Raw genomic sequence first — 17,079 nt, forward strand, 5'->3', positions numbered from 1 at the left:
ATGAGCTTCTGGCGCAACATATCAAGCCTCGCCGCCCGCACGGTGGACGCGGCCGACTGTACGGACTGTCCGACCAGTCGTCCGGGTGAGGACCCCGCATTCTCGACCGCGGTGACCGCCCTGGGCGCCAAGCTGGCCAGCGCCGACGGTCGCGCGGACGGAGACGAATTCGCCATCTTCTCAGAGGTCTTTCAGCCCGATGCGGGCTCGGAACGCAACGTCCATCGTCTCTACGACCTGGCGCGGCAGACCACGCGAGGCTTCGAAAGCTACGCCAAGCGGCTAGCCAAGCGTTACCGGCGCTGCCCCGACCTGCTGGAGAACGTGCTGGACGGCCTGTTCCATATCGCGCGCGCGGATGGCGTGGTGAGCGCCGACGAGTTGGCCTATCTGGAGCAGGTCTCGCGCCTGTTCGGCATGTCGCCCCTGGCGTTCCGCCGGCTGAAAGCCACCCACCTGGGCGCCGGGCCTGACGATCCCTACGAGATCTTGGGCGTGCCCGCGGATGCGCCGGACAATATCGTGCGCGCGGCGTGGAAGGCGGCCCTGACCCTGGCCCATCCCGACAAGATGCAGGGGCGCGGCCTGCCGCAGGAATTCATCGAGGTCGCCCATTCGAAGGCCGCGGCTATCAATGGGGCCTTCGACACTATCATGCGTGAGCGTCGGGAACTGTCCTTGGCCGGCGCCGCTTGATCGGGCGTATTGTGGCCATTGTGCTGAATTACGGCTTGTTCAGTTGACGTGAAGGTACTGTGACCCAAATTATGGGTCGAAGGACGCGGATTGCGTCCGTTTAAGGCGAAGACGATGGAACGGTTGTCTGCAGCGACGGGTAAGGGTTCGGCATTCCGGGGCCTGTTCTGGCTTGCCGGGGCGCTCGCGACCTTGGCCGCGGCTGCTGTCGGCGCCGTGCTCGCCCTGTTCGCCGCCGCCACCGTGGTGGTGATCGCGGTGATGGCCACCGCGCTTCTGACCCTGGCAGGTATGGCCACCCGCGCCCGCCGCACGGCGCGCGCCCGCAAGGTCGCTACGGTCGCCGACGGCCAGATTATCGAGGCGCGACACGCTGGTGGCCATTCGTGGGTCGCCTACGGCTGGAACGAAGGCTCGCGCTAACAGCGCTTTCTCAGGAAGAGCTTTTCAATCGCAACTGACTAAGTCTAACGTGCCGTCAAACAATTGTTTGGAGGCGCGAATGATCGGCGTTGTGGCGACCCTAAAGGTCCAGGACGGCAAGAACGAAGGGTTCGAGAAGGCCTTTCTCGACATGGCGGCCCAGGTGCGCGGCAACGAGCCGGGCAATGTCATCTATCAGCTGACCAAGAGCCGTACCGAACCCAACACCTACAAGGTGCTGGAGCTCTATGCCTCGGAAGAGGCGATGAAGGCCCACGGCGCCAGCGACCATTTCAAGGCCGGCGGCGCCAGCCTAGCGCCCTTCATGGCCGCCCGCCCTGAGATCGAATACCTGGACGTGGTGGAGTAGCGGCATGTCCCTCGACGCACTGTTCCAGCCCTTCTCCGTCAAGTCGCTGACCATCCCCAACCGGGTGGTCATGGCCCCCATGACCCGGTCGTTCTCGCCCGGCGGCGTCGCCACCGAACAGGTGGCCGACTATTATCGCCGCCGTGCCGAGGGCGGGGTCGGCCTGATCGTCACCGAGGGCACGGGCGTGGCCCGGCCCGCCTCGCTGAACGATCCCGCCGTGCCGCGCTTCCACGGCGAGTCGGAGTTGGCGGCCTGGCAGAACGTCGTCAACGCCGTGCATGGCGCGGGGGGCAAGATCGCGCCGCAGCTGTGGCACGTCGGCGCGGTGCGCACCCGCAGCGAAGACTGGACTCCGCCGGGGCCATACGACAGCCCCTCGGGCCTATCGCGCCCGGGCAAGCAGTTCGGCGACCCCATGAGCGACGCCGATGTGGCCGACGCCATCGACGCCTTCGGCCGCGCTGCGGGCGAGGCCAAGCGGATGGGCTTTGACGCCGTCGAGCTACACGGCGCTCATGGCTATCTGATCGACCAGTTCTTCTGGGAAGGCACCAACGTCCGCACTGACGGCTATGGCGGCGCGACCCTGCCCGAGCGAGCGCGCTTCGCCGCCGATATCCTGAAGGCCGTGCGTGCCGCGGTGGGCCCGGACTATCCGGTGATCCTGCGCATTTCGCAGTGGAAGCAGCAGGACTACGACGTGAAGCTGGCCAAGACGCCGGCGGAAATGACCGCCTGGCTGGAGCCCCTGGCCGACGCCGGAGCCGATGTCTTTCACTGCTCGCAGCGCCGCTTCTGGGAGCCGGAATACGAGGGCAGCGACCTGAACTTCGCCGGCTGGGCCAAAAAGCTGACCGGACTGCCGACCATCACCGTGGGATCGGTGGGCCTGTCGGGCGAATTCATCGCCGCCTTCGGTGGCGAGGGTAGCCAGCCAGCCTCCATCGACGGTTTGCTGGAGCGGCTTGAGCGCGGCGAGTTCGACATGGTCGCCGTTGGCCGCGCCCTGCTGCAGGACCCCGAATGGGTGCAGAAGATCCGTGAGGGCCGCACCGCCGAGCTCAAGGCCTTCGAGCGCCAGGCGATGGGCGTTCTCTACTAGCTGAAGTTCAGCTTCAGCCCCGGCCGGGGCCAGCGGGCCTTGTATAGCCTGCCGGTCCCGGACGCGGTGATCCAGGCGTCCTTCATGTCGTCGCCGCCAAAGCAGATGTTGGTGACAATGGGGTCGGGCACGGCGAAGTGCTCGGTCGAGCCGTCCGGGTCGAAGGCGGTGATCCCGCCATTGATGATGGTCGCCACGCAGACCTTGCCGCCTGCCTCCACCGCCAGGCTGTCGAGCAATTGATATCCGGGCAGGGTGCAAACCACACGCGCCGGCTGGAACATCGGCGGCTCGGCCAGCACGCCTGGACCTGTCACGTCGAAGGCCCATAGGCGGCCAAGCGTGGTGTCGGCCATGTAGACCACCGTCTCGTCGGGCGAGAGGCCGACCCCGTTGGGCGAGACGAAATGACCGCGCATCTGCTCGATCTTCGAACCGTCGGCCTTGGCGTAGTAGAGCGCTCCGAACTTGCGGCCTTCGGGCGTAGTGCAGCCATGGTCGGTGAACCAGAAGCCGCCTTGCTTGTCGAAGACCAGGTCGTTGGGGCCGACCAGCCGTACCCCGTCACAGGCGTCGTAGAGCGTCTCCACGCGTCCAGTGTTCAGATCGACGCGCTGGATCGAGCCGCCGCTGTGGGTCGGTGGGGTCGGGCCCGGAATGGTCAGGCCGCTGTTCTCCATGAAGTGGAACGCGCCGCCGTTGTTGGTGATGTAGACGCAGCCGTCGGGGCCCAGGGCCGCGCCGTTGGGGCCGCCGGGCAGCTCGGCCACCGTCTCGCGCTTTCCGTCCGGCGTGATGCGGCTCAGGGTCTGACGCTTGATCTCCACCAGTAGGACCGATCCGTCGGCCATGGCGATTGGGCCTTCGGGAAACTCAAGTCCCTCGGCGACGAGTTGGATGTCCATGATGCGCTCCCTGTCCGCCTCTGCCGGGCGATGGGGAGACTATGAGCGTAGATGGATGGGGATGGCGAGGCTGCCGCCGCGTCAACCGATCAGCGCCGCTCCAGCACCCGAAAAATGAAGGGGTGGTCATCCCCCTCGCCGGCGGGATGCTCCTCGCGGCGAACCTCGGTCCAGGCGCTTTCGTCGAAGGCGGGGAAGAAGACGTCCCCCTCAATCTCGGCGTGCACCTCGGTGACGTATAGGCGGCGGGCCTTGGGCAGGGCCATCTCGAACAGGGCCGCGCCGCCGATGACGCAGACCTCGTCCACGCCATCGTCCTCGGCCTGCTCGCGGGCGATCTGGACGGCTTCCAGGAAGCTCTCGCAGACCAGGGCGCCGTGCGGCTCGAACGAGCCGTCACGGGACAGCACGACATTCATGCGGCCGGGCAGGGGCTTCTTGGGCAGGCTGTCCCAGGTCTTGCGGCCCATGATGATCGGCTTGCCCAGGGTGGTCTGCTTGAAGATCGCCAAGTCCGACTTCAGCCGCCACGGGAGGTCGTTGTCGCGGCCGATCACCCCGTTGAGTGATCGGGCCACCGGGCCGACGGTGAGGATGACGCTCATGCAGGCTCTTTCAGCCAGGCCAGCCATTTGCGGTCGACGGCGGCGTCGAGGTCTATCCCGGCCTGGCGGCAGTAGATCAGAAGCATGCACAGGACATCGGCGGCTTCGGCCGCGCGGTCCGCTTCGGTCGCCTCGCCCCGGCCACGGCCGGTGAGGCGCAGGTGGGCCTGGGACAGTTCGCCCAGCTCTTCCTGCAGCTTGATCAGCGCCCAGTCGCGATCGCGGTCGATGCCGTAGTTGGCGGCATAGATGTCCGAGACCGCCATGACCTTGTCAGTAAGGGCGGCGAGCGGGCTCACACCGCCACCGGGGCCTTGATGTGGGCGTGGGCCTCGTAGCCTTCGAGCTGGAAGTCCTCGTATGTGAAAGCGAACAGGTCGCGCTTGTCGGCCACGGTCATGGTCGGCAGGGGGAGGGGCTCACGCGCCAGCTGAGTGCGAGCCTGCTCCAGGTGGTTCAGGTAAAGGTGCGCGTCGCCCAGGGTGTGTACGAACTCGCCGGGCTGCAGGCCGACCACCTTGGCGACCATCAGGGTCAGCAAGGCGTAGGAGGCGATGTTGAACGGCACGCCCAGGAAGACGTCGGCGCTGCGCTGGTACAGCTGGCAGGACAGCTTGCCGTCCGCCACGAAGAACTGGAACAGGCAGTGGCAGGGCGGCAGGGCCATGTCGTCCACGTCGGCCGGGTTCCAGGCCGAGACGATGTGGCGGCGGCCGTTGGGGTTGGTCTTCAGGCCTTCGATCAGGCGGGCGATCTGGTCGATGCTCTCGCCGTTCGGCGTGGACCACGAGCGCCACTGCTTGCCATAGACCGGGCCCAGTTCGCCGTTCTCGTCCGCCCACTCGTCCCAGATCGAGCAGCCGTTCTCCTTCAGCCACGCGATGTTGGTCTCGCCGCGCAGGAACCACAGCAGCTCCACGATGATCGAGCGCAGGTGCAGCTTCTTGGTGGTCAGGACCGGGAAGCCCTTGGACAGGTCAAAGCGCATCTGTCGGCCGAATACGCCCAGCGTGCCGGTGCCGGTGCGGTCGCCGCGCTGCACCCCGTTGTCGAGGATGTCCTGAAGCAGGTTCAGGTACTGGCGCTCAGGGTGATCCTGGGCGGCCGGCGGATTGGCGAGAATGGCGACGTGGGCGTTCATTGCGAATCACTCCGGGCTGTTTCGGAGGGTCTCGCGTACAACATGGTTTACGCCAGTTAAGGGTTTCTTCCCGTCGCTGTATTCTGTGGATATCAGCCTTTGAAGCCGTCCTCATCGAGGAAGGCCTGTTCTTCCGGCGTGGTCTTGCGGCCCAGCGCCTTGTTGCGGTGGGGGAAGCGGCCGAAGCGGAGGATGACTTCGTGATGATGCCGCGCCCATTTGGCGATTTCCGGATCACCTTGCTCGGCGGCTAGCGCATCGAAATGGGCCAGCGCCTGATCCTGGTCGGCCCGATCCTCGGAATGCTGCAGCGGAAGGTAAAAGAAGGGGCGCAGGGCGGCGTCCACCTGCTTGTCGAAGCCAGCGGCCAAGGCGTCCCGCGAAATCCGCCGCGCCAGCAGGTCGGTGGCGAAGGCGTGGCCGGAGTTGCGGAACAGGTTGCGAGGGAACTGGTCGAGAAGCAGCAGCAGGGCCAGGGCGCCCTCGGCGCTGGCGGCCCAGCTGTCGTATTCCCCTCGCGCTGCGGCGAAGTGGGTGGGTTCAAAGCGCAGACGGATGGCCTGATCGAAGCCGTCGCTTTTGGCGAACCACTTTTCCGGCCCCGCCAGGGTCCAGAAGCCGATCACGTCCTGCGGGGTCGCCATGCCCGATTTCTCCTGCACGTCCTATTCAAGCGCGGTTCATGCGCCCGACCCCATATCAGTGAGCAACGGGCGAGGGCGGCCTTCCGATCTTGGAAACAGCCGTCGCCCCTGGAGTTAGACCATGAAGCGTTTGATGACGACCGCTTTGACCCTCGCCCTGGTGGCGAGCACCGCGTCCGCCGCCTTGGCGCAGGATCGCGGGCGTCAGGAGCGTGGCGGCGGTCCGCGTGAAGATCGCGGCGGCCGCCAGGAACAACAGGACCGCACCCCGCGCGGCCGTCCCGGCATGCCGGTTCAACCGGGCTATACCGCGCCCCAGGCCGCGCCGACCTCTCCGCCGGCCTACACCCCAACTCAAGCCGCGCCGCAGCAGCGCGGCGATGGGCAGCGTGGCGACCGCAATCGTGGCGACAATCGCGGCGGCGACCGCTCCGACTATCGTCGTGACGACAATCGCAATGACCGCGGCCGCAATGACAACGACCGTCGTGGCGAGCAGCGTCAGGACTGGAACCGGGGCGACAATGATCGGCGCAACGACAACGATCGCCGGTGGGACAACAATCGGGGTGGCGACAACCGCTTCGACCGCGACTACCGACGTCCGTCGCAGATGCGCGACCGTGACCGGGGGCGCTCGTACTACAATGATCGCAACTGGCAGCGCAGCTACCACGCGCCCCGCCGCTTCCGTGCTCCCCCCTATCGTCCGCCGTCGGGTTGGTACGCTCGCAGCTGGGGCTATGGCGACTTCTTGCCGCGGACCTGGTTCGGGTCGAGCTACTACCTGAACTGGGGCTCATACGGTTTGCCCCTGCCGCCCATCGGGACCGAATGGGTCCGGGTCGGGCCTGACGCCCTGCTCGTCGATGTCTGGACCGGGCGGGTTCTGACCGTCTACTACGGGCTCTTCTGGTAGGAAGACCATCAACCCCGGCCTCCCAGGCCGGGGTTTTTTCTTTCGCCGGATGACCGCTGGCCTTGACGGCGGCGCAAAAAAACGCTGGATAGCCCCGCTTTCGCCGGATGGACTTTGCGCGCCCGGCTCTAAAATGACCTGTCAGGAGAAACAAACATGCGCGTCTATTATGATCGCGACGCCGACCTCGCCCGCATCCTGGACAGGAAGATCGCGATCGTAGGCTATGGCAGCCAGGGCCACGCCCACGCGCTGAACCTTCGTGATTCAGGCGCCAAGAATGTCGCCGTCGCCCTGCGCGCCGGCTCGCCCACCGCCAAGAAGGCCGAGGGCGAAGGCCTGAAGGTCATGACCGTGGCCGACGCTGCGGCCTGGGCCGACCTGATCATGATCCTGGCTCCCGACGAGCACCAAGCCGCGATCTACAAGAACGACATCGCGCCCAACATCCGCGACGGCGCGGCCCTGCTGTTCGCCCACGGCTTGAACGTCCACTTCGGCCTCATCGAGCCCAAGGACACCATCGACGTGCTGATGGTCGCGCCCAAGGGCCCCGGCCACACCGTGCGCGGCGAGTACCAGAAGGGCGGCGGCGTGCCGTGCCTGATCGCGGTGCATCACAACGCCACCGGCAACGCCCTGGACCTGGGCCTGGCCTACGCCAGCGCCATCGGCGGCGGCCGTTCGGGCATCATCGAGACCAACTTCCGCGAGGAATGCGAAACCGACCTGTTCGGCGAGCAGGCCGTCCTGTGCGGCGGCACGGTCGAGCTGGTCCGCGCCGGCTTCGAAGTGCTGGTGGAAGCCGGCTACGCGCCGGAGATGGCGTATTTCGAGTGCCTGCACGAGCTGAAGCTGATCGTCGACCTCATGTACGAAGGCGGCATCGCCAACATGAACTACTCGATCTCCAACACGGCCGAGTACGGTGAGTACGTCACCGGCCCGCGGATCATCACCCCCGAGACCAAGGCCGAGATGAAGCGCGTGCTGGAGGACATCCAGTCGGGCAAGTTCGTGCGCGACTTCATGCTTGAGAACGCCGTGGGCCAGCCTTCCTTCAAGGCCACCCGTCGCCGTTCGGCCGAGCATCAGATCGAGGAAGTCGGCGGCCGTTTGCGCGACATGATGCCCTGGATCGCCAAGAACAAGCTGGTCGACACCGCCCGCAACTAGGGCGGCGCGACAGCGCAATGAACAGGCCCCCTTCCGTTCGACGGAAGGGGGCTTTTTCTTGCCGCCTTCGCAGGCCTAGATGGCGGATGCGTTCAATCCGATCCCTGTACTTGGCCGGCCCTCAGCCCTGGCTTCCCGACGCTGTGCGCCAAGCAGGGATGCAGCGCGCCCTGTGTGATGCGGCGGGGCTGATCGCCCTGCTGCCGGACGAGGCGAACCTGCTGGCGCAGGAACCATCGGAGATCCTGGCTCGCCAGATCTATGCCGCCCGCATGGCCGCCATGCGCCAGGCCGACGCGGCGGTGATCGACCTCACCCCCTGGCGCGGGCCGACAGCCGATCCTGGCGCGGCCTTCGAGGCGGGCGTGCTGTCGGGCCTGGGCAAGCCGGTGTTCGCCTATATGAACATCACCACAGAGGACGACGCGGACCTCGCAACCCGCCTGTCGGGCTATGTGGGCATAGAGGTCGATGACGAGGGCGTGGTCCATGATCAGGACGGCTGCCTGGTCGAGGACTTCGAACTGCCGGAGACTCTGATGCTGTGGGCTGAGGCGCGGCGGCTGTTCATCGTCGTCACCGAGGACCCGTTGCGCGATCTGACCGGGCTGCAGCTGTGCCTGGAGGCGATCAGGCAATACGCGGGCTAGGTCCAGCCCAGCGCCGCCTCGCCGCGCAGGATGGCCTCGGCCTCGTCCGTGTGTTTGCCGCCTGTCCGGTCATGCATCACCAGAGCGGGCAACAGCACCAGGGGCGCCTTGCCGGTCTTGATCGCCCGCACCAGCACCCGCTTGGCGGGCTGGTCGGCGAAGGGCTGGATGGGGCGGATTCGAAACGACCCGGCCTTGGCGCCCAACAGCGCCAGAATATCGGCCAGACGGTCAGCGCGATGGACGATGGTGATGGTCCCGTTCTCGCGCACGGCCTTGAGCAGGAAAGCCGTCCAGGCCTCCAGCCCCCCATCGGCCATCCAGGCGCCGCTCTTGTCCGCCGCCGGAGCGCGCAGGGCTTTCGGATCGTCGAAGAATGGGGGATTGGCCATCACGGCATCGAAAGGCTCCAGGCCAAGGTCGCGGAAGCCAGCCTGTACGTCGCCCGACAGGATCGTCACACGATCGGAAAGGTCGTTGAGAGCGGCGTTTTGCGTAGCGAGCGCCGCAGCAGCCGGATCGCGCTCCACGCCCGTGAACCGCGCGCCCGACCGCCGCACCGCCGCCGCCAGCAGGGCTCCACCCGCGCCGCAGCCGGCTTCCATAACCCTTGCACCGTCAGGGGCGTCGCAGGCGGCCGCCAGCAAGGCGGCGTCCAGTCCGGCGCGATAGCCGCCCGCCGCCTGTCGCAGGCGGACACGTCCATTCAACACTCGATCTTCCGCAACGTTATCCACGTCGAATTTTCAAGCCTTGCCCTCGGTTCACCCCTGACCTATCCCGACCCATAGGACTCCCGCAAACAGTGACCGCTGTTCGCGGAGATTAGTGGAGCGCTAGTTTTGGACGCAGCCGTCACGGCTCCTGCTCGTCGGCCCGGTTCGGTCGATCCCATTGTCCGCCTGTCGGCGGACGACATGGTGAAGGTGAACGCCCTCATCACCGACCGCATGCAGAGCGACGTCGCGATCATTCCCGCCCTGGCCGATCACCTGATCGCCGCCGGCGGCAAGCGCCTTCGTCCATTGATCACCGTCGCGGCTGCGCGTCTGGCCGGCGCGTCGGACGACAACTGCCTCAAGCTCGCCGCTGCGGTGGAGTTCATCCATACCGCCACCCTTCTGCACGATGACGTTGTGGACGGCAGCCAGCTACGTCGCGGCAAGGTCGCCGCCCACCTGATCTGGGGCGGGGCGCAGAGCGTCCTGGTCGGCGATTTCCTGTTCGCCCGCGCCTTTGAGCTGATGGTTGAAACCGGTTCGATGAAGGCGCTGGAGATCCTGGCCCGCGCTAGCCGGGTCATCGCCGAGGGCGAGGTGCTGCAGCTGACCCGCAGCCATGACCTGAACCTGTCGCAGGACGTCTATATCGAGATCATCGGCGCCAAGACGGCCGAGCTGTTCGCCGCCGCCGCCGAGGCTGGCGCGGTCTCGGCCCGGGTGGAGACGGTGAAGGCTACCGCCTTGCGCGCCTACGGCATGAACCTTGGCCTGGCGTTCCAGTTGGTCGATGACGCCCTCGACTACGGCGGGACGACCGAGACACTCGGCAAGAACGCCGGAGACGACTTCCGCGAAGGCAAGGCGACCCTGCCGCTGCTGCTGGCCATAGCCCGCAGCGGGGCCAAGGAAACCGAGTTCTGGGAGCGTACGGTGGGCCGCCGCGAGCAGACCGACGCCGACTTCGCCCAGGTGCGTGAACTGATGGTCGGCACGGGCGCGCTGGAGGCGACGCTGGACTTGGCCGCCGACTATGCCCAAGCCGCCAAGGCCGCCCTGAAGGGCTTCCCGGCCAACGACTGGCGTGACGCTCTTGAAGAGCTGGCCGACTTCTCCGTCAGCCGACGGGCCTAGAGCTTAAGGTTCAGGTCTGACAGAGTGGCGGGATGATCCGTCTCATCCTCAATCTGCTCTGGTTCTTCTTTGGCGGCTGGCTCGCGGGCCTGCTCTGGCTCTTCGGCGGGCTGATTCTGGCTATCACCATCGTCGGCCTGCCCTATACGGGCGCGGCCTGGCGCATCGCGGGCTTCGCCTTCTGGCCGTTCGGCAAGGATGTCGTCTCGCGCTCGGCGGTCAGCGGCGAGGATGTCGGCACCGGGCCGCTGGGTTTCCTGCTCAATGTGATCTGGTTCGTGCTGGGCGGCTGGTACATCGCCTTGGCGCACTTGGTGATCGCCCTGGCCGAGTTCATCAGCATTATCGGCATCCCCTTCGCCCTGAAGGATCTGCAATTGGCCCGCATCGCCTTCGCGCCGATCGGGACCGCGGTGGTGCGGAAATAGAAAAAGGGGCGGCCCGTGAGAGCCGCCCCTACAATTTTCAATCCTGAAGCCGATCAGCCCGGGCTGACCATCTTCTCCGGGCGAACCAGCTCGTCGAACTCTTCGTTGGTCAGGTAGCCGCCGCCAACGGTCTCTTCACGCAGGGTCGTGCCGTTCTTGTGGGCGGTCTTGGCGATCTTGGCGCAGTTGTCGTAGCCGAGGCGGCCGTTCAGGGCGGTCACCAGCATCAGGCTGTTCTCGACGCCCTTTTTGATGTTGTCGATGCGCGGCTCGATACCGACCACGCAGTTGTCGGTGAAGCTGATCGCCGCGTCGGCCAGCAGGCGGACCGACTGCAGGAAGTTGTAGGCCATCACCGGGTTGAAGACGTTCAGCTCGAAGTGGCCCTGGCTGCCGGCGAAAGTGACGGCGGCGTGGTTGCCGAACACCTGCACGCAAACCTGGGTCAGGGCTTCGCACTGGGTCGGATTGACCTTGCCCGGCATGATCGACGAGCCCGGTTCGTTCTCCGGCAGGGCCAGTTCGCCCAGACCCGCGCGCGGGCCCGAACCCAGGAAGCGGATGTCGTTGGCGATCTTGAACAGGCTGGCGGCGACCGTGTTGATGGCGCCGTGGCTGAAGACCATGGCGTCATGGGCGGCCAGGGCCTCGAACTTGTTCGGAGCGGTGGTGAAGGGCAGGCTCGTGATCTTGGCGATCGCTTCAGCCACGCCTTCGGCGAAGCCGATCGGGGCGTTCAGGCCGGTGCCCACGGCGGTGCCGCCCTGCGCCAGCTCCATGAGCTTGGGCAGGGTCTGCTCGATGCGCTCGATGCCGTTGGCGACCTGCTGTGTGTAGCCGCCGAACTCCTGGCCCAGGGTCAGGGGCGTCGCGTCCTGGGTGTGGGTGCGCCCGATCTTGATGATGTCCTTCCACGCGGCGGCCTTGGCGGCCAGGGCGGCGTGCAGGTGCTTGAGGGCCGGCAGCAGGTCGTGGACGATCTGCTCGGCGCACGCCACGTGCATGGCCGTCGGGTAGGTGTCGTTCGACGACTGGCTCATATTGACGTGGTCATTGGGGTGGACGGGCTTCTTCGAGCCCATCTCGCCGCCCAGCATCTCGATAGCGCGGTTCGAGATCACCTCGTTGGCGTTCATGTTCGACTGGGTGCCGGACCCGGTCTGCCAGACCACCAGCGGGAAGTGTTCGTTCAGCTTGCCCTCGATCACCTCGTTCGCCGCGGCGATTATGGCGTCGGCCAGCTTGGCGTCCAGCTTGCCCAGTTTGAGGTTGGTTTCGGCGGCGGCGCGCTTGACCACGCCCAGGGCGCGGACCACGGGCAGGGGCTGCTTTTCCCAGCCGATCTTGAAGTTGCCGAGGCTACGTTGCGCCTGGGCCCCCCAGTAACGGTCGGCGGCGACTTCGATGGGACCGAAGGTGTCGGTCTCGGTGCGGTTGGCGGTCATGCTCAATCCCCTGAACGCGTGTTGCGGGCGGTTTAGCGGCCTGGGGGGCGACTGCAAAGCGCGAAGGCTCTATGGAGCCTCATGGATGACGGCTGGACACATCACGGCAAGGTGCGCGCGCGCGAGGCGGACGGCGTGCTGGAGCTGGTCGTCGACGGTCTGACGACCCAGGCCAAGTACTACAAGCCGCTGATCTATGAGTTCTTCCGCAAGGCCTGGCGCGGCTCGCGGCCGGCCTGGGGCGAGTTCTCGGTGGAGATCGGCATGGACTATGTCGGCGATCCGCCGTGGCTGGATCTCGACAACCTGGCCAAGGCGATCTTGGACTCCATCAAGGGCTACGCCTTCCACGACGACGCCCAGGTCGCCCGCCTGCTGGTCCAGCGCCAGTCAGGCGAGCGCGAGCGCATCACCGTGAAGGTGCGCAAGCTCTCCTAGGCCCGCTAGACGTTCCAGGGGAACAGGGCGCCCCAGTAGGCCAGCATCAGTGAGAAGGCGGCGAAGATCACCGCGGTGATCGAGAAGCGCAGTTTCCGCCAAGGTGTCCAGCTGTCCACACGACGACCGCCGCGCCAGATGATCGGCAGGAACACGATCGTCACCAGCGACAGAATAGCCGCCACCAGGGCGCAGGCCGAGGCGATGGTCACCAGCGGCGATGGCCAGTTGTAGAACACCTTCACCACATCGCTGGCGGTTTGACCCCAGGCGGCGAAGAGGGCGGCGGCGCCGAGCCACAGGATCGACTGGGTGGTCTGCATCAGGCTGGCCTGACGTTGGATCGAGGTCTGCCGCAGTTCGCGGCTGTCGCGGGTGAAGACGCCGATCAGGGTGGCGATGGACGCCAGCAGGGCGATAGCGGCCAGCAGGGCCAGGTTCTGCGTTCGGTTGAACGGTCCGATGCGTTCGAAGGTCGCCACGCCCCTGGACGAGAAGAACCGGGCGGCGCGGCCGTTTTCGACCACGAAGGCGATCGTCTCGGGTCCGTCCATGGCCTGGAATACGCCCTCGCGATCGGTGGCGCGCCAGGTGCGGGCCCCGTCGTCGCCGCTGACGATCAGTTCGCCGCGCTCATTCACGCTGACTTCGGTCTGGCCGATGAGGTGGGAGACGAAGCCTTCCAGTCCGCCATAGGCGCGGCGGCTGGTCAGGTAGCTGCCGGCGTAAACAGCGGGGTCGGCCTTGATGGCCGGCGGTCCTGCGAGGGCGGCGGCCGGCCCGTAGAATCGCTCGACGATCATGCCCGGCAACGCGCCCGACAGCTTGTAGCCGCCGTCGGTGTTGGTGGAGACGAAAACGCCTAGATTCAGTTCGGGCACGATCACCATCATCGAGAAGAAGGACAGGGTCGCGCCGCCGTGGCCGTAGCCGCGCCGACCGCCGGGCAGGGCGATGTCCATGAAGCCGTGGTTCCAGCCCGCCGCCCCGGCCGCGGGCTGCCAGGTCTGGCCGGAGAACTTGGCGCCGGTCGCAGGACTGTAGAGCGGCGCGCGTTCGGCGCCCAAGGCGCCGTTGTTCAGCAGAACGATCATGTACTTGGCCATGTCGCCCGCCGTGGAGGAGGCGCCGCCGGCCGGAGCGATCTGGCCGATGTACTCGTAAGGTCGCGGCTGATAGCCGCCGCCCGCCCAATGGAAGCCCTGCGAGGCGTCTGCGGCCAGGTCAGCCGGCATGGGCAGGGGCAGACCCTCGCGGGCGTCGCGCGGCTCGCGGAAGGTGGTGCGCCACATGCCCAGTGGGCGGAAAATCTCTTCCTCGGTCAGCTGTTCGAAGGGCTTGCCCACGACGTTGGACACCGCCTCGCCGGCCAAGCCGACGGCGTAGTTGGAATAGGACGGAACCTGACCCGGCTCGCGGACGCGGCGGACCCGTTCTTTCTGCAGATAGAGCTCCAGCGGGCGTACGCGGTTAGGATCACGCTCGAACAGCTGGCCCAGCGCGCGGTCTTCGAACCCGGCGGTGTGAGCCATGACGTGACGAAGTTGGATCTGCTGCTTGAAACCCTGGTCACGGATATGCAGGCGCTCGGGCAGATAGAGGTTGAGCGGCGCGTCCAGACGCATGCGGCCGGCCTCGACCTCCTTCATCAGGGCGATCCAGGTGAAGGTCTTGGAGATCGAGCCGACCCGGAACAGGGTCCGGTCGGGATCGACCGGCTTGATCGGATCGAGGCTGGAGACGCCATAGCCCTTTTTCAGAACCACCTGCCCGCCCTGCACCACCGAGACGGTGACGCCGGCCAGGTGGTCGGCGGCCATGGATCGGCCGACTACGCCATCTACGTAGGCTTCAAGCTGGGCGGGCGTCAGGGCCGGTGCGCTCGGCTTTGCCGGCTCTGCAACGGCGGGGACCGGCGCCGTCGGGCGCGACGCGGGGGCGGCAGGGGCGGGCGGCTCAACCTGGGCCAGGGAGACTGGCGCGAAACAGAGCGCGCCGAATGCGGCGGCGAGGAAAACCTTGGCGTTCATGCGCACCGACAACGGCTCGACCTCGTATTGATTCACTGCTGACCTGACCCCTTGATACGGACTGTCGGCGATCATGGGTAGCGGCGCCGCAGGGGGAAACCGCAATGAATGCCGATATGCTCTATGAAGAGCTCGAGGTCGCAACGGCGGCTCGCTCGATAGCCGCCTGCTACTGGCGGTTTCATCTTGGCGCCGGCGCGCCGGAGTCGGTCGAGCACGTGATCGTGCCCGATGGGACGACATCTCTCAGCGTCGCTGTATCCCCGATGGGCGCTTCGCCGCTGCTGTGCGCCGGCCCAACCCGTGCAGCGCATGTCGTTCAGGTACACGCAGGGGTCTTCTACGGCGGGGTGCGGCTGACCCCGGCGGCGGGAGCGGCCTTGTTGGGCGTGGATGGCCCTTCTCTGCGAGGGCGGATAGGGCCGTGGCTCGGCGGCGACAACCAGCTTGGCGGCCTAGCCTGTGCACTGGTCGAGTTGGCCCGGACGGGAGCGACAGGGCCGGCCGACGCCGTACTCTCAGAACTCGCCATCGGGGTCAGGCTCGATCCCGCCGCAGCGTCTGTCGCCCAGGACTTGATCGACAAGGGGGGCCGTGGACGCATCGGCGATCTGGCGGGCGAGACGGGTCTTAGCGAACGTCAGCTTCGCCGTCGGTTCTTCGAGGCGGTCGGCCTGACGCCAAAGGAGTTCGCGGGCATCCGCCGCCTGCGCGAAGCATGCATTCTCGCCGCGGCCGACCATGAGACCTGGGCTACGGCGGCGGCGGCGGCCGACTATGCCGATCAGGCCCATCTGAGCCGCGACGTGCGGACGGCTTTCGCTCAGACGCCCCGCCGGGTGGCCCGCTATCTGCGCCGCATCGAGCATCGGTTCGTGGCCTGATGGCCGAAAGGTTCAAGATCGTGGGAAGCTGGACCGCTAGGGTCGGGCCGACCAAGGGGAGACACAATGCGTCATCTGATCGCCGCCGCCTTTTCGCTGTTCGCCGCAACAGCTGCATACGCCGCCGAGCCGACGACGCCGCAGGAGGCCATGGCCCCGCTCAAGCCGCTGGTCGGCCGTTGGGAGGGCTCCGGTTGGATGAGCACCCCGGCCGCGGGTCGGCAGACCTTCAACTCGCAGGAGATCGTCAGCGAACGGGTCGGCGGGGCCGCGATGCTGGTGGAGGGGCTGCACAAGAACGCGACGTCGCCCAATGATGTGGTCCACGACGCCATGGGCGTGATCGTCTGGTCGCCGCGCGACAAAGCCTATCGTTTCCGCACCAACCTTTCGACGGGGATGTACGGCGATCATCCCATGACCGTTGAGCCCGGCAAGTTCGTCTGGGGGATGACCGTGGGAAATGGCGGCAAGGTCGAATACGTCACCGAATTCTCGGCCGACACCTGGCATGAAACCGGCCGCTACAGCCCAGACGGCAAGACCTGGACCCCGATCTTCGAGATGACCCTCAAGAAGAAGTAGCCGCGTCTCAGGGACTGGCTGGTCCGGTGGTTTGTCTGGGAAACGGATAGAGCGGCAGGACAGGCCGCAGGGCCCCGCCGATCCATACCTGCGGCTCGGACGGCGGCTCGGCTTTGGTCTCGGTTTCCTTGGCGGCGACGCAGGTCTTTGTACCGCTGGCCAAGGCGACAAAGTCGCGGGCGGTTGACGCGGTCTTCAAGAAGCACTCGTCGAAGTAGGGGTACTTGTCGCTCTCACCGCAGCCGAACGACGAACGGTCCGGTCGCGCGGCGGTCATGACCATGCGCTGCGGCCCAGCCAGGGGATCGACGAAGACGCCGGAAAAACAGGCCGAGATCACGGCGATCACCGGCCGCCCGGGACAGGCGCCCTCGATCATCGCGGCGAGCAGGGCGGGCGACAGGCGCCCTTCGCCAAAGGTGATGCCGCGCGGCTCTCCATGCGAGGTGAGGTAAAGCAGGCAGCCCGCCTTGGCCGTTCCGCCGGTGGCTTTCAGCTGTTCGTATACGCCGCGCAAGTCGGCCTTCTGCGGCCGGGGGGCGGGGTATTTTTCCGGCTGGACCGAGAACTGGCTGATGTTGCCGGCGGAAAAGCCCATCGCCACGAGCCGTTCGGAGACATCGCGACGGGCGTTGTCGAAAGCTTCGGTCGAGCCACCCTCATGCGCCCGATTGTCGGCGGCGACAACGACGGCGGCCCAGTTGGAGAAGGGACCTGCTAGGGCCAGGCCCGGCAGGGCCAGTGCGAACGCCACAAAGACACTCGCCAGCCACCGCATGGGC

21 protein-coding genes are annotated in these 17,079 nt (G+C 66.6%); 12 read left to right on the top strand and 9 right to left on the bottom strand.

The window, feature by feature from the left end; genetic code table 11:
* The 4 genes from O5K31_RS04700 (at nt 1) to O5K31_RS04715 (ending at nt 2,594) form a co-directional block, all read left to right on the top strand.
* Nucleotides 1–696 (top strand): J domain-containing protein, encoded by a 696-nt coding sequence (locus tag O5K31_RS04700; protein ID WP_269716166.1) that lies wholly within the window; start codon nt 1–3, stop codon nt 694–696.
* 114 nt (nt 697–810) lie between these two features.
* Nucleotides 811–1,119 carry a hypothetical protein gene (locus tag O5K31_RS04705; RefSeq protein ID WP_269716167.1) on the top strand — a complete coding sequence of 103 codons (309 nt, stop codon included), beginning with the start codon at nt 811–813 and terminating at the stop codon, nt 1,117–1,119.
* A 79-nt stretch (nt 1,120–1,198) separates the two neighbouring features.
* Nucleotides 1,199–1,489, top strand: coding sequence for a putative quinol monooxygenase (locus O5K31_RS04710; RefSeq protein ID WP_269716168.1), 291 nt, complete (start codon nt 1,199–1,201; stop codon nt 1,487–1,489).
* Between the two features lie 4 nt (nt 1,490–1,493).
* Nucleotides 1,494–2,594 (top strand): NADH:flavin oxidoreductase, encoded by a 1,101-nt coding sequence (locus O5K31_RS04715; protein WP_269716169.1) that lies wholly within the window; start codon nt 1,494–1,496, stop codon nt 2,592–2,594.
* Here O5K31_RS04715 and O5K31_RS04720 read toward each other — a convergent pair.
* The 5 genes from O5K31_RS04720 to O5K31_RS04740 form a co-directional block, all read right to left on the bottom strand.
* Nucleotides 2,591–3,499, bottom strand: coding sequence for an SMP-30/gluconolactonase/LRE family protein (locus O5K31_RS04720; protein WP_269716170.1), 909 nt, complete (start codon nt 3,497–3,499; stop codon nt 2,591–2,593). The two genes, O5K31_RS04715 and O5K31_RS04720, sit on opposite strands and share 4 nt — an antisense overlap.
* Nucleotides 3,500–3,588: 89 nt before the next feature.
* Nucleotides 3,589–4,104 (bottom strand): dihydrofolate reductase, encoded by a 516-nt coding sequence (locus O5K31_RS04725; RefSeq protein WP_269716171.1) that lies wholly within the window; start codon nt 4,102–4,104, stop codon nt 3,589–3,591.
* Nucleotides 4,101–4,403 carry a phosphoribosyl-ATP pyrophosphohydrolase gene (locus O5K31_RS04730; RefSeq protein ID WP_332367269.1) on the bottom strand — a complete coding sequence of 101 codons (303 nt, stop codon included), beginning with the start codon at nt 4,401–4,403 and terminating at the stop codon, nt 4,101–4,103. The genes O5K31_RS04725 and O5K31_RS04730 overlap by 4 nt, the downstream gene beginning before the upstream one ends.
* Nucleotides 4,400–5,245, bottom strand: a complete 846-nt coding sequence (locus O5K31_RS04735) for a thymidylate synthase (protein WP_269716172.1) — start codon at nt 5,243–5,245, stop codon at nt 4,400–4,402. The genes O5K31_RS04730 and O5K31_RS04735 overlap by 4 nt, the downstream gene beginning before the upstream one ends.
* Nucleotides 5,246–5,337: 92 nt before the next feature.
* Complete coding sequence (locus O5K31_RS04740; RefSeq protein WP_269716173.1) at nt 5,338–5,889, bottom strand: DUF924 family protein; 552 nt, start codon at nt 5,887–5,889, stop codon at nt 5,338–5,340.
* A 121-nt stretch (nt 5,890–6,010) separates the two neighbouring features.
* Here O5K31_RS04740 and O5K31_RS04745 point away from each other — a divergent pair, with 121 nt between their 5' ends.
* The 3 genes from O5K31_RS04745 to O5K31_RS04755 all read left to right on the top strand — a co-directional run bounded on the left by O5K31_RS04745 (nt 6,011) and on the right by O5K31_RS04755 (nt 8,634).
* Complete coding sequence (locus O5K31_RS04745) at nt 6,011–6,808, top strand: RcnB family protein (RefSeq protein WP_269716174.1); 798 nt, start codon at nt 6,011–6,013, stop codon at nt 6,806–6,808.
* 156 nt (nt 6,809–6,964) lie between these two features.
* A complete protein-coding gene (ilvC, locus tag O5K31_RS04750) occupies nt 6,965–7,984 on the top strand; it encodes a ketol-acid reductoisomerase (RefSeq protein ID WP_269716175.1) in 1,020 nt (339 codons plus the stop codon).
* A gap of 158 nt (nt 7,985–8,142) precedes the next feature.
* The gene (locus O5K31_RS04755) at nt 8,143–8,634 is read left to right on the top strand and encodes a nucleoside 2-deoxyribosyltransferase (RefSeq protein WP_442867753.1); all 492 of its coding nucleotides are present in this window, start codon (nt 8,143–8,145) and stop codon (nt 8,632–8,634) included.
* Here O5K31_RS04755 and O5K31_RS04760 read toward each other — a convergent pair.
* Nucleotides 8,631–9,371 carry a tRNA1(Val) (adenine(37)-N6)-methyltransferase gene (locus tag O5K31_RS04760; RefSeq protein ID WP_269716177.1) on the bottom strand — a complete coding sequence of 247 codons (741 nt, stop codon included), beginning with the start codon at nt 9,369–9,371 and terminating at the stop codon, nt 8,631–8,633. The two genes, O5K31_RS04755 and O5K31_RS04760, sit on opposite strands and share 4 nt — an antisense overlap.
* Before the next feature lie 180 nt (nt 9,372–9,551).
* Here O5K31_RS04760 and O5K31_RS04765 point away from each other — a divergent pair, with 180 nt between their 5' ends.
* Together O5K31_RS04765 and O5K31_RS04770 are read left to right on the top strand one after the other, a co-directional pair.
* The gene (locus O5K31_RS04765) at nt 9,552–10,487 is read left to right on the top strand and encodes a polyprenyl synthetase family protein (protein WP_269717002.1); all 936 of its coding nucleotides are present in this window, start codon (nt 9,552–9,554) and stop codon (nt 10,485–10,487) included.
* Between the two features lie 32 nt (nt 10,488–10,519).
* A complete protein-coding gene (locus tag O5K31_RS04770; RefSeq protein ID WP_269716178.1) occupies nt 10,520–10,915 on the top strand; it encodes a YccF domain-containing protein in 396 nt (131 codons plus the stop codon).
* 53 nt (nt 10,916–10,968) lie between these two features.
* Here the strand turns inward: O5K31_RS04770 and fumC are convergent, their stop codons facing one another.
* The gene (fumC, locus tag O5K31_RS04775; protein ID WP_269716179.1) at nt 10,969–12,360 is read right to left on the bottom strand and encodes a class II fumarate hydratase; all 1,392 of its coding nucleotides are present in this window, start codon (nt 12,358–12,360) and stop codon (nt 10,969–10,971) included.
* An 81-nt stretch (nt 12,361–12,441) separates the two neighbouring features.
* Between fumC and O5K31_RS04780 the strand changes: the two genes are divergently transcribed.
* The gene (locus tag O5K31_RS04780) at nt 12,442–12,798 is read left to right on the top strand and encodes a RusA family crossover junction endodeoxyribonuclease (RefSeq protein WP_269716180.1); all 357 of its coding nucleotides are present in this window, start codon (nt 12,442–12,444) and stop codon (nt 12,796–12,798) included.
* A 5-nt stretch (nt 12,799–12,803) separates the two neighbouring features.
* Here the strand turns inward: O5K31_RS04780 and O5K31_RS04785 are convergent, their stop codons facing one another.
* Nucleotides 12,804–14,864, bottom strand: a complete 2,061-nt coding sequence (locus O5K31_RS04785; protein WP_269716181.1) for a serine hydrolase domain-containing protein — start codon at nt 14,862–14,864, stop codon at nt 12,804–12,806.
* A 68-nt stretch (nt 14,865–14,932) separates the two neighbouring features.
* Between O5K31_RS04785 and O5K31_RS04790 the strand changes: the two genes are divergently transcribed.
* Entirely contained in the window at nt 14,933–15,712 is a 780-nt protein-coding gene (locus O5K31_RS04790) for a helix-turn-helix domain-containing protein (protein ID WP_269716182.1), read from the top strand.
* Nucleotides 15,713–15,778: 66 nt separating this feature from the next.
* A complete protein-coding gene (locus tag O5K31_RS04795) occupies nt 15,779–16,297 on the top strand; it encodes a hypothetical protein (RefSeq protein ID WP_269716183.1) in 519 nt (172 codons plus the stop codon).
* A 7-nt stretch (nt 16,298–16,304) separates the two neighbouring features.
* Here O5K31_RS04795 and O5K31_RS04800 read toward each other — a convergent pair whose 3' ends face one another.
* Nucleotides 16,305–17,075, bottom strand: coding sequence for a C13 family peptidase (locus O5K31_RS04800; RefSeq protein ID WP_269716184.1), 771 nt, complete (start codon nt 17,073–17,075; stop codon nt 16,305–16,307).
* Between the last annotated feature and the right edge of the window lie 4 nt (nt 17,076–17,079).

Source organism: Caulobacter sp. NIBR2454 (assembly GCF_027474405.1).
Taxonomy (GTDB): domain Bacteria; phylum Pseudomonadota; class Alphaproteobacteria; order Caulobacterales; family Caulobacteraceae; genus Caulobacter.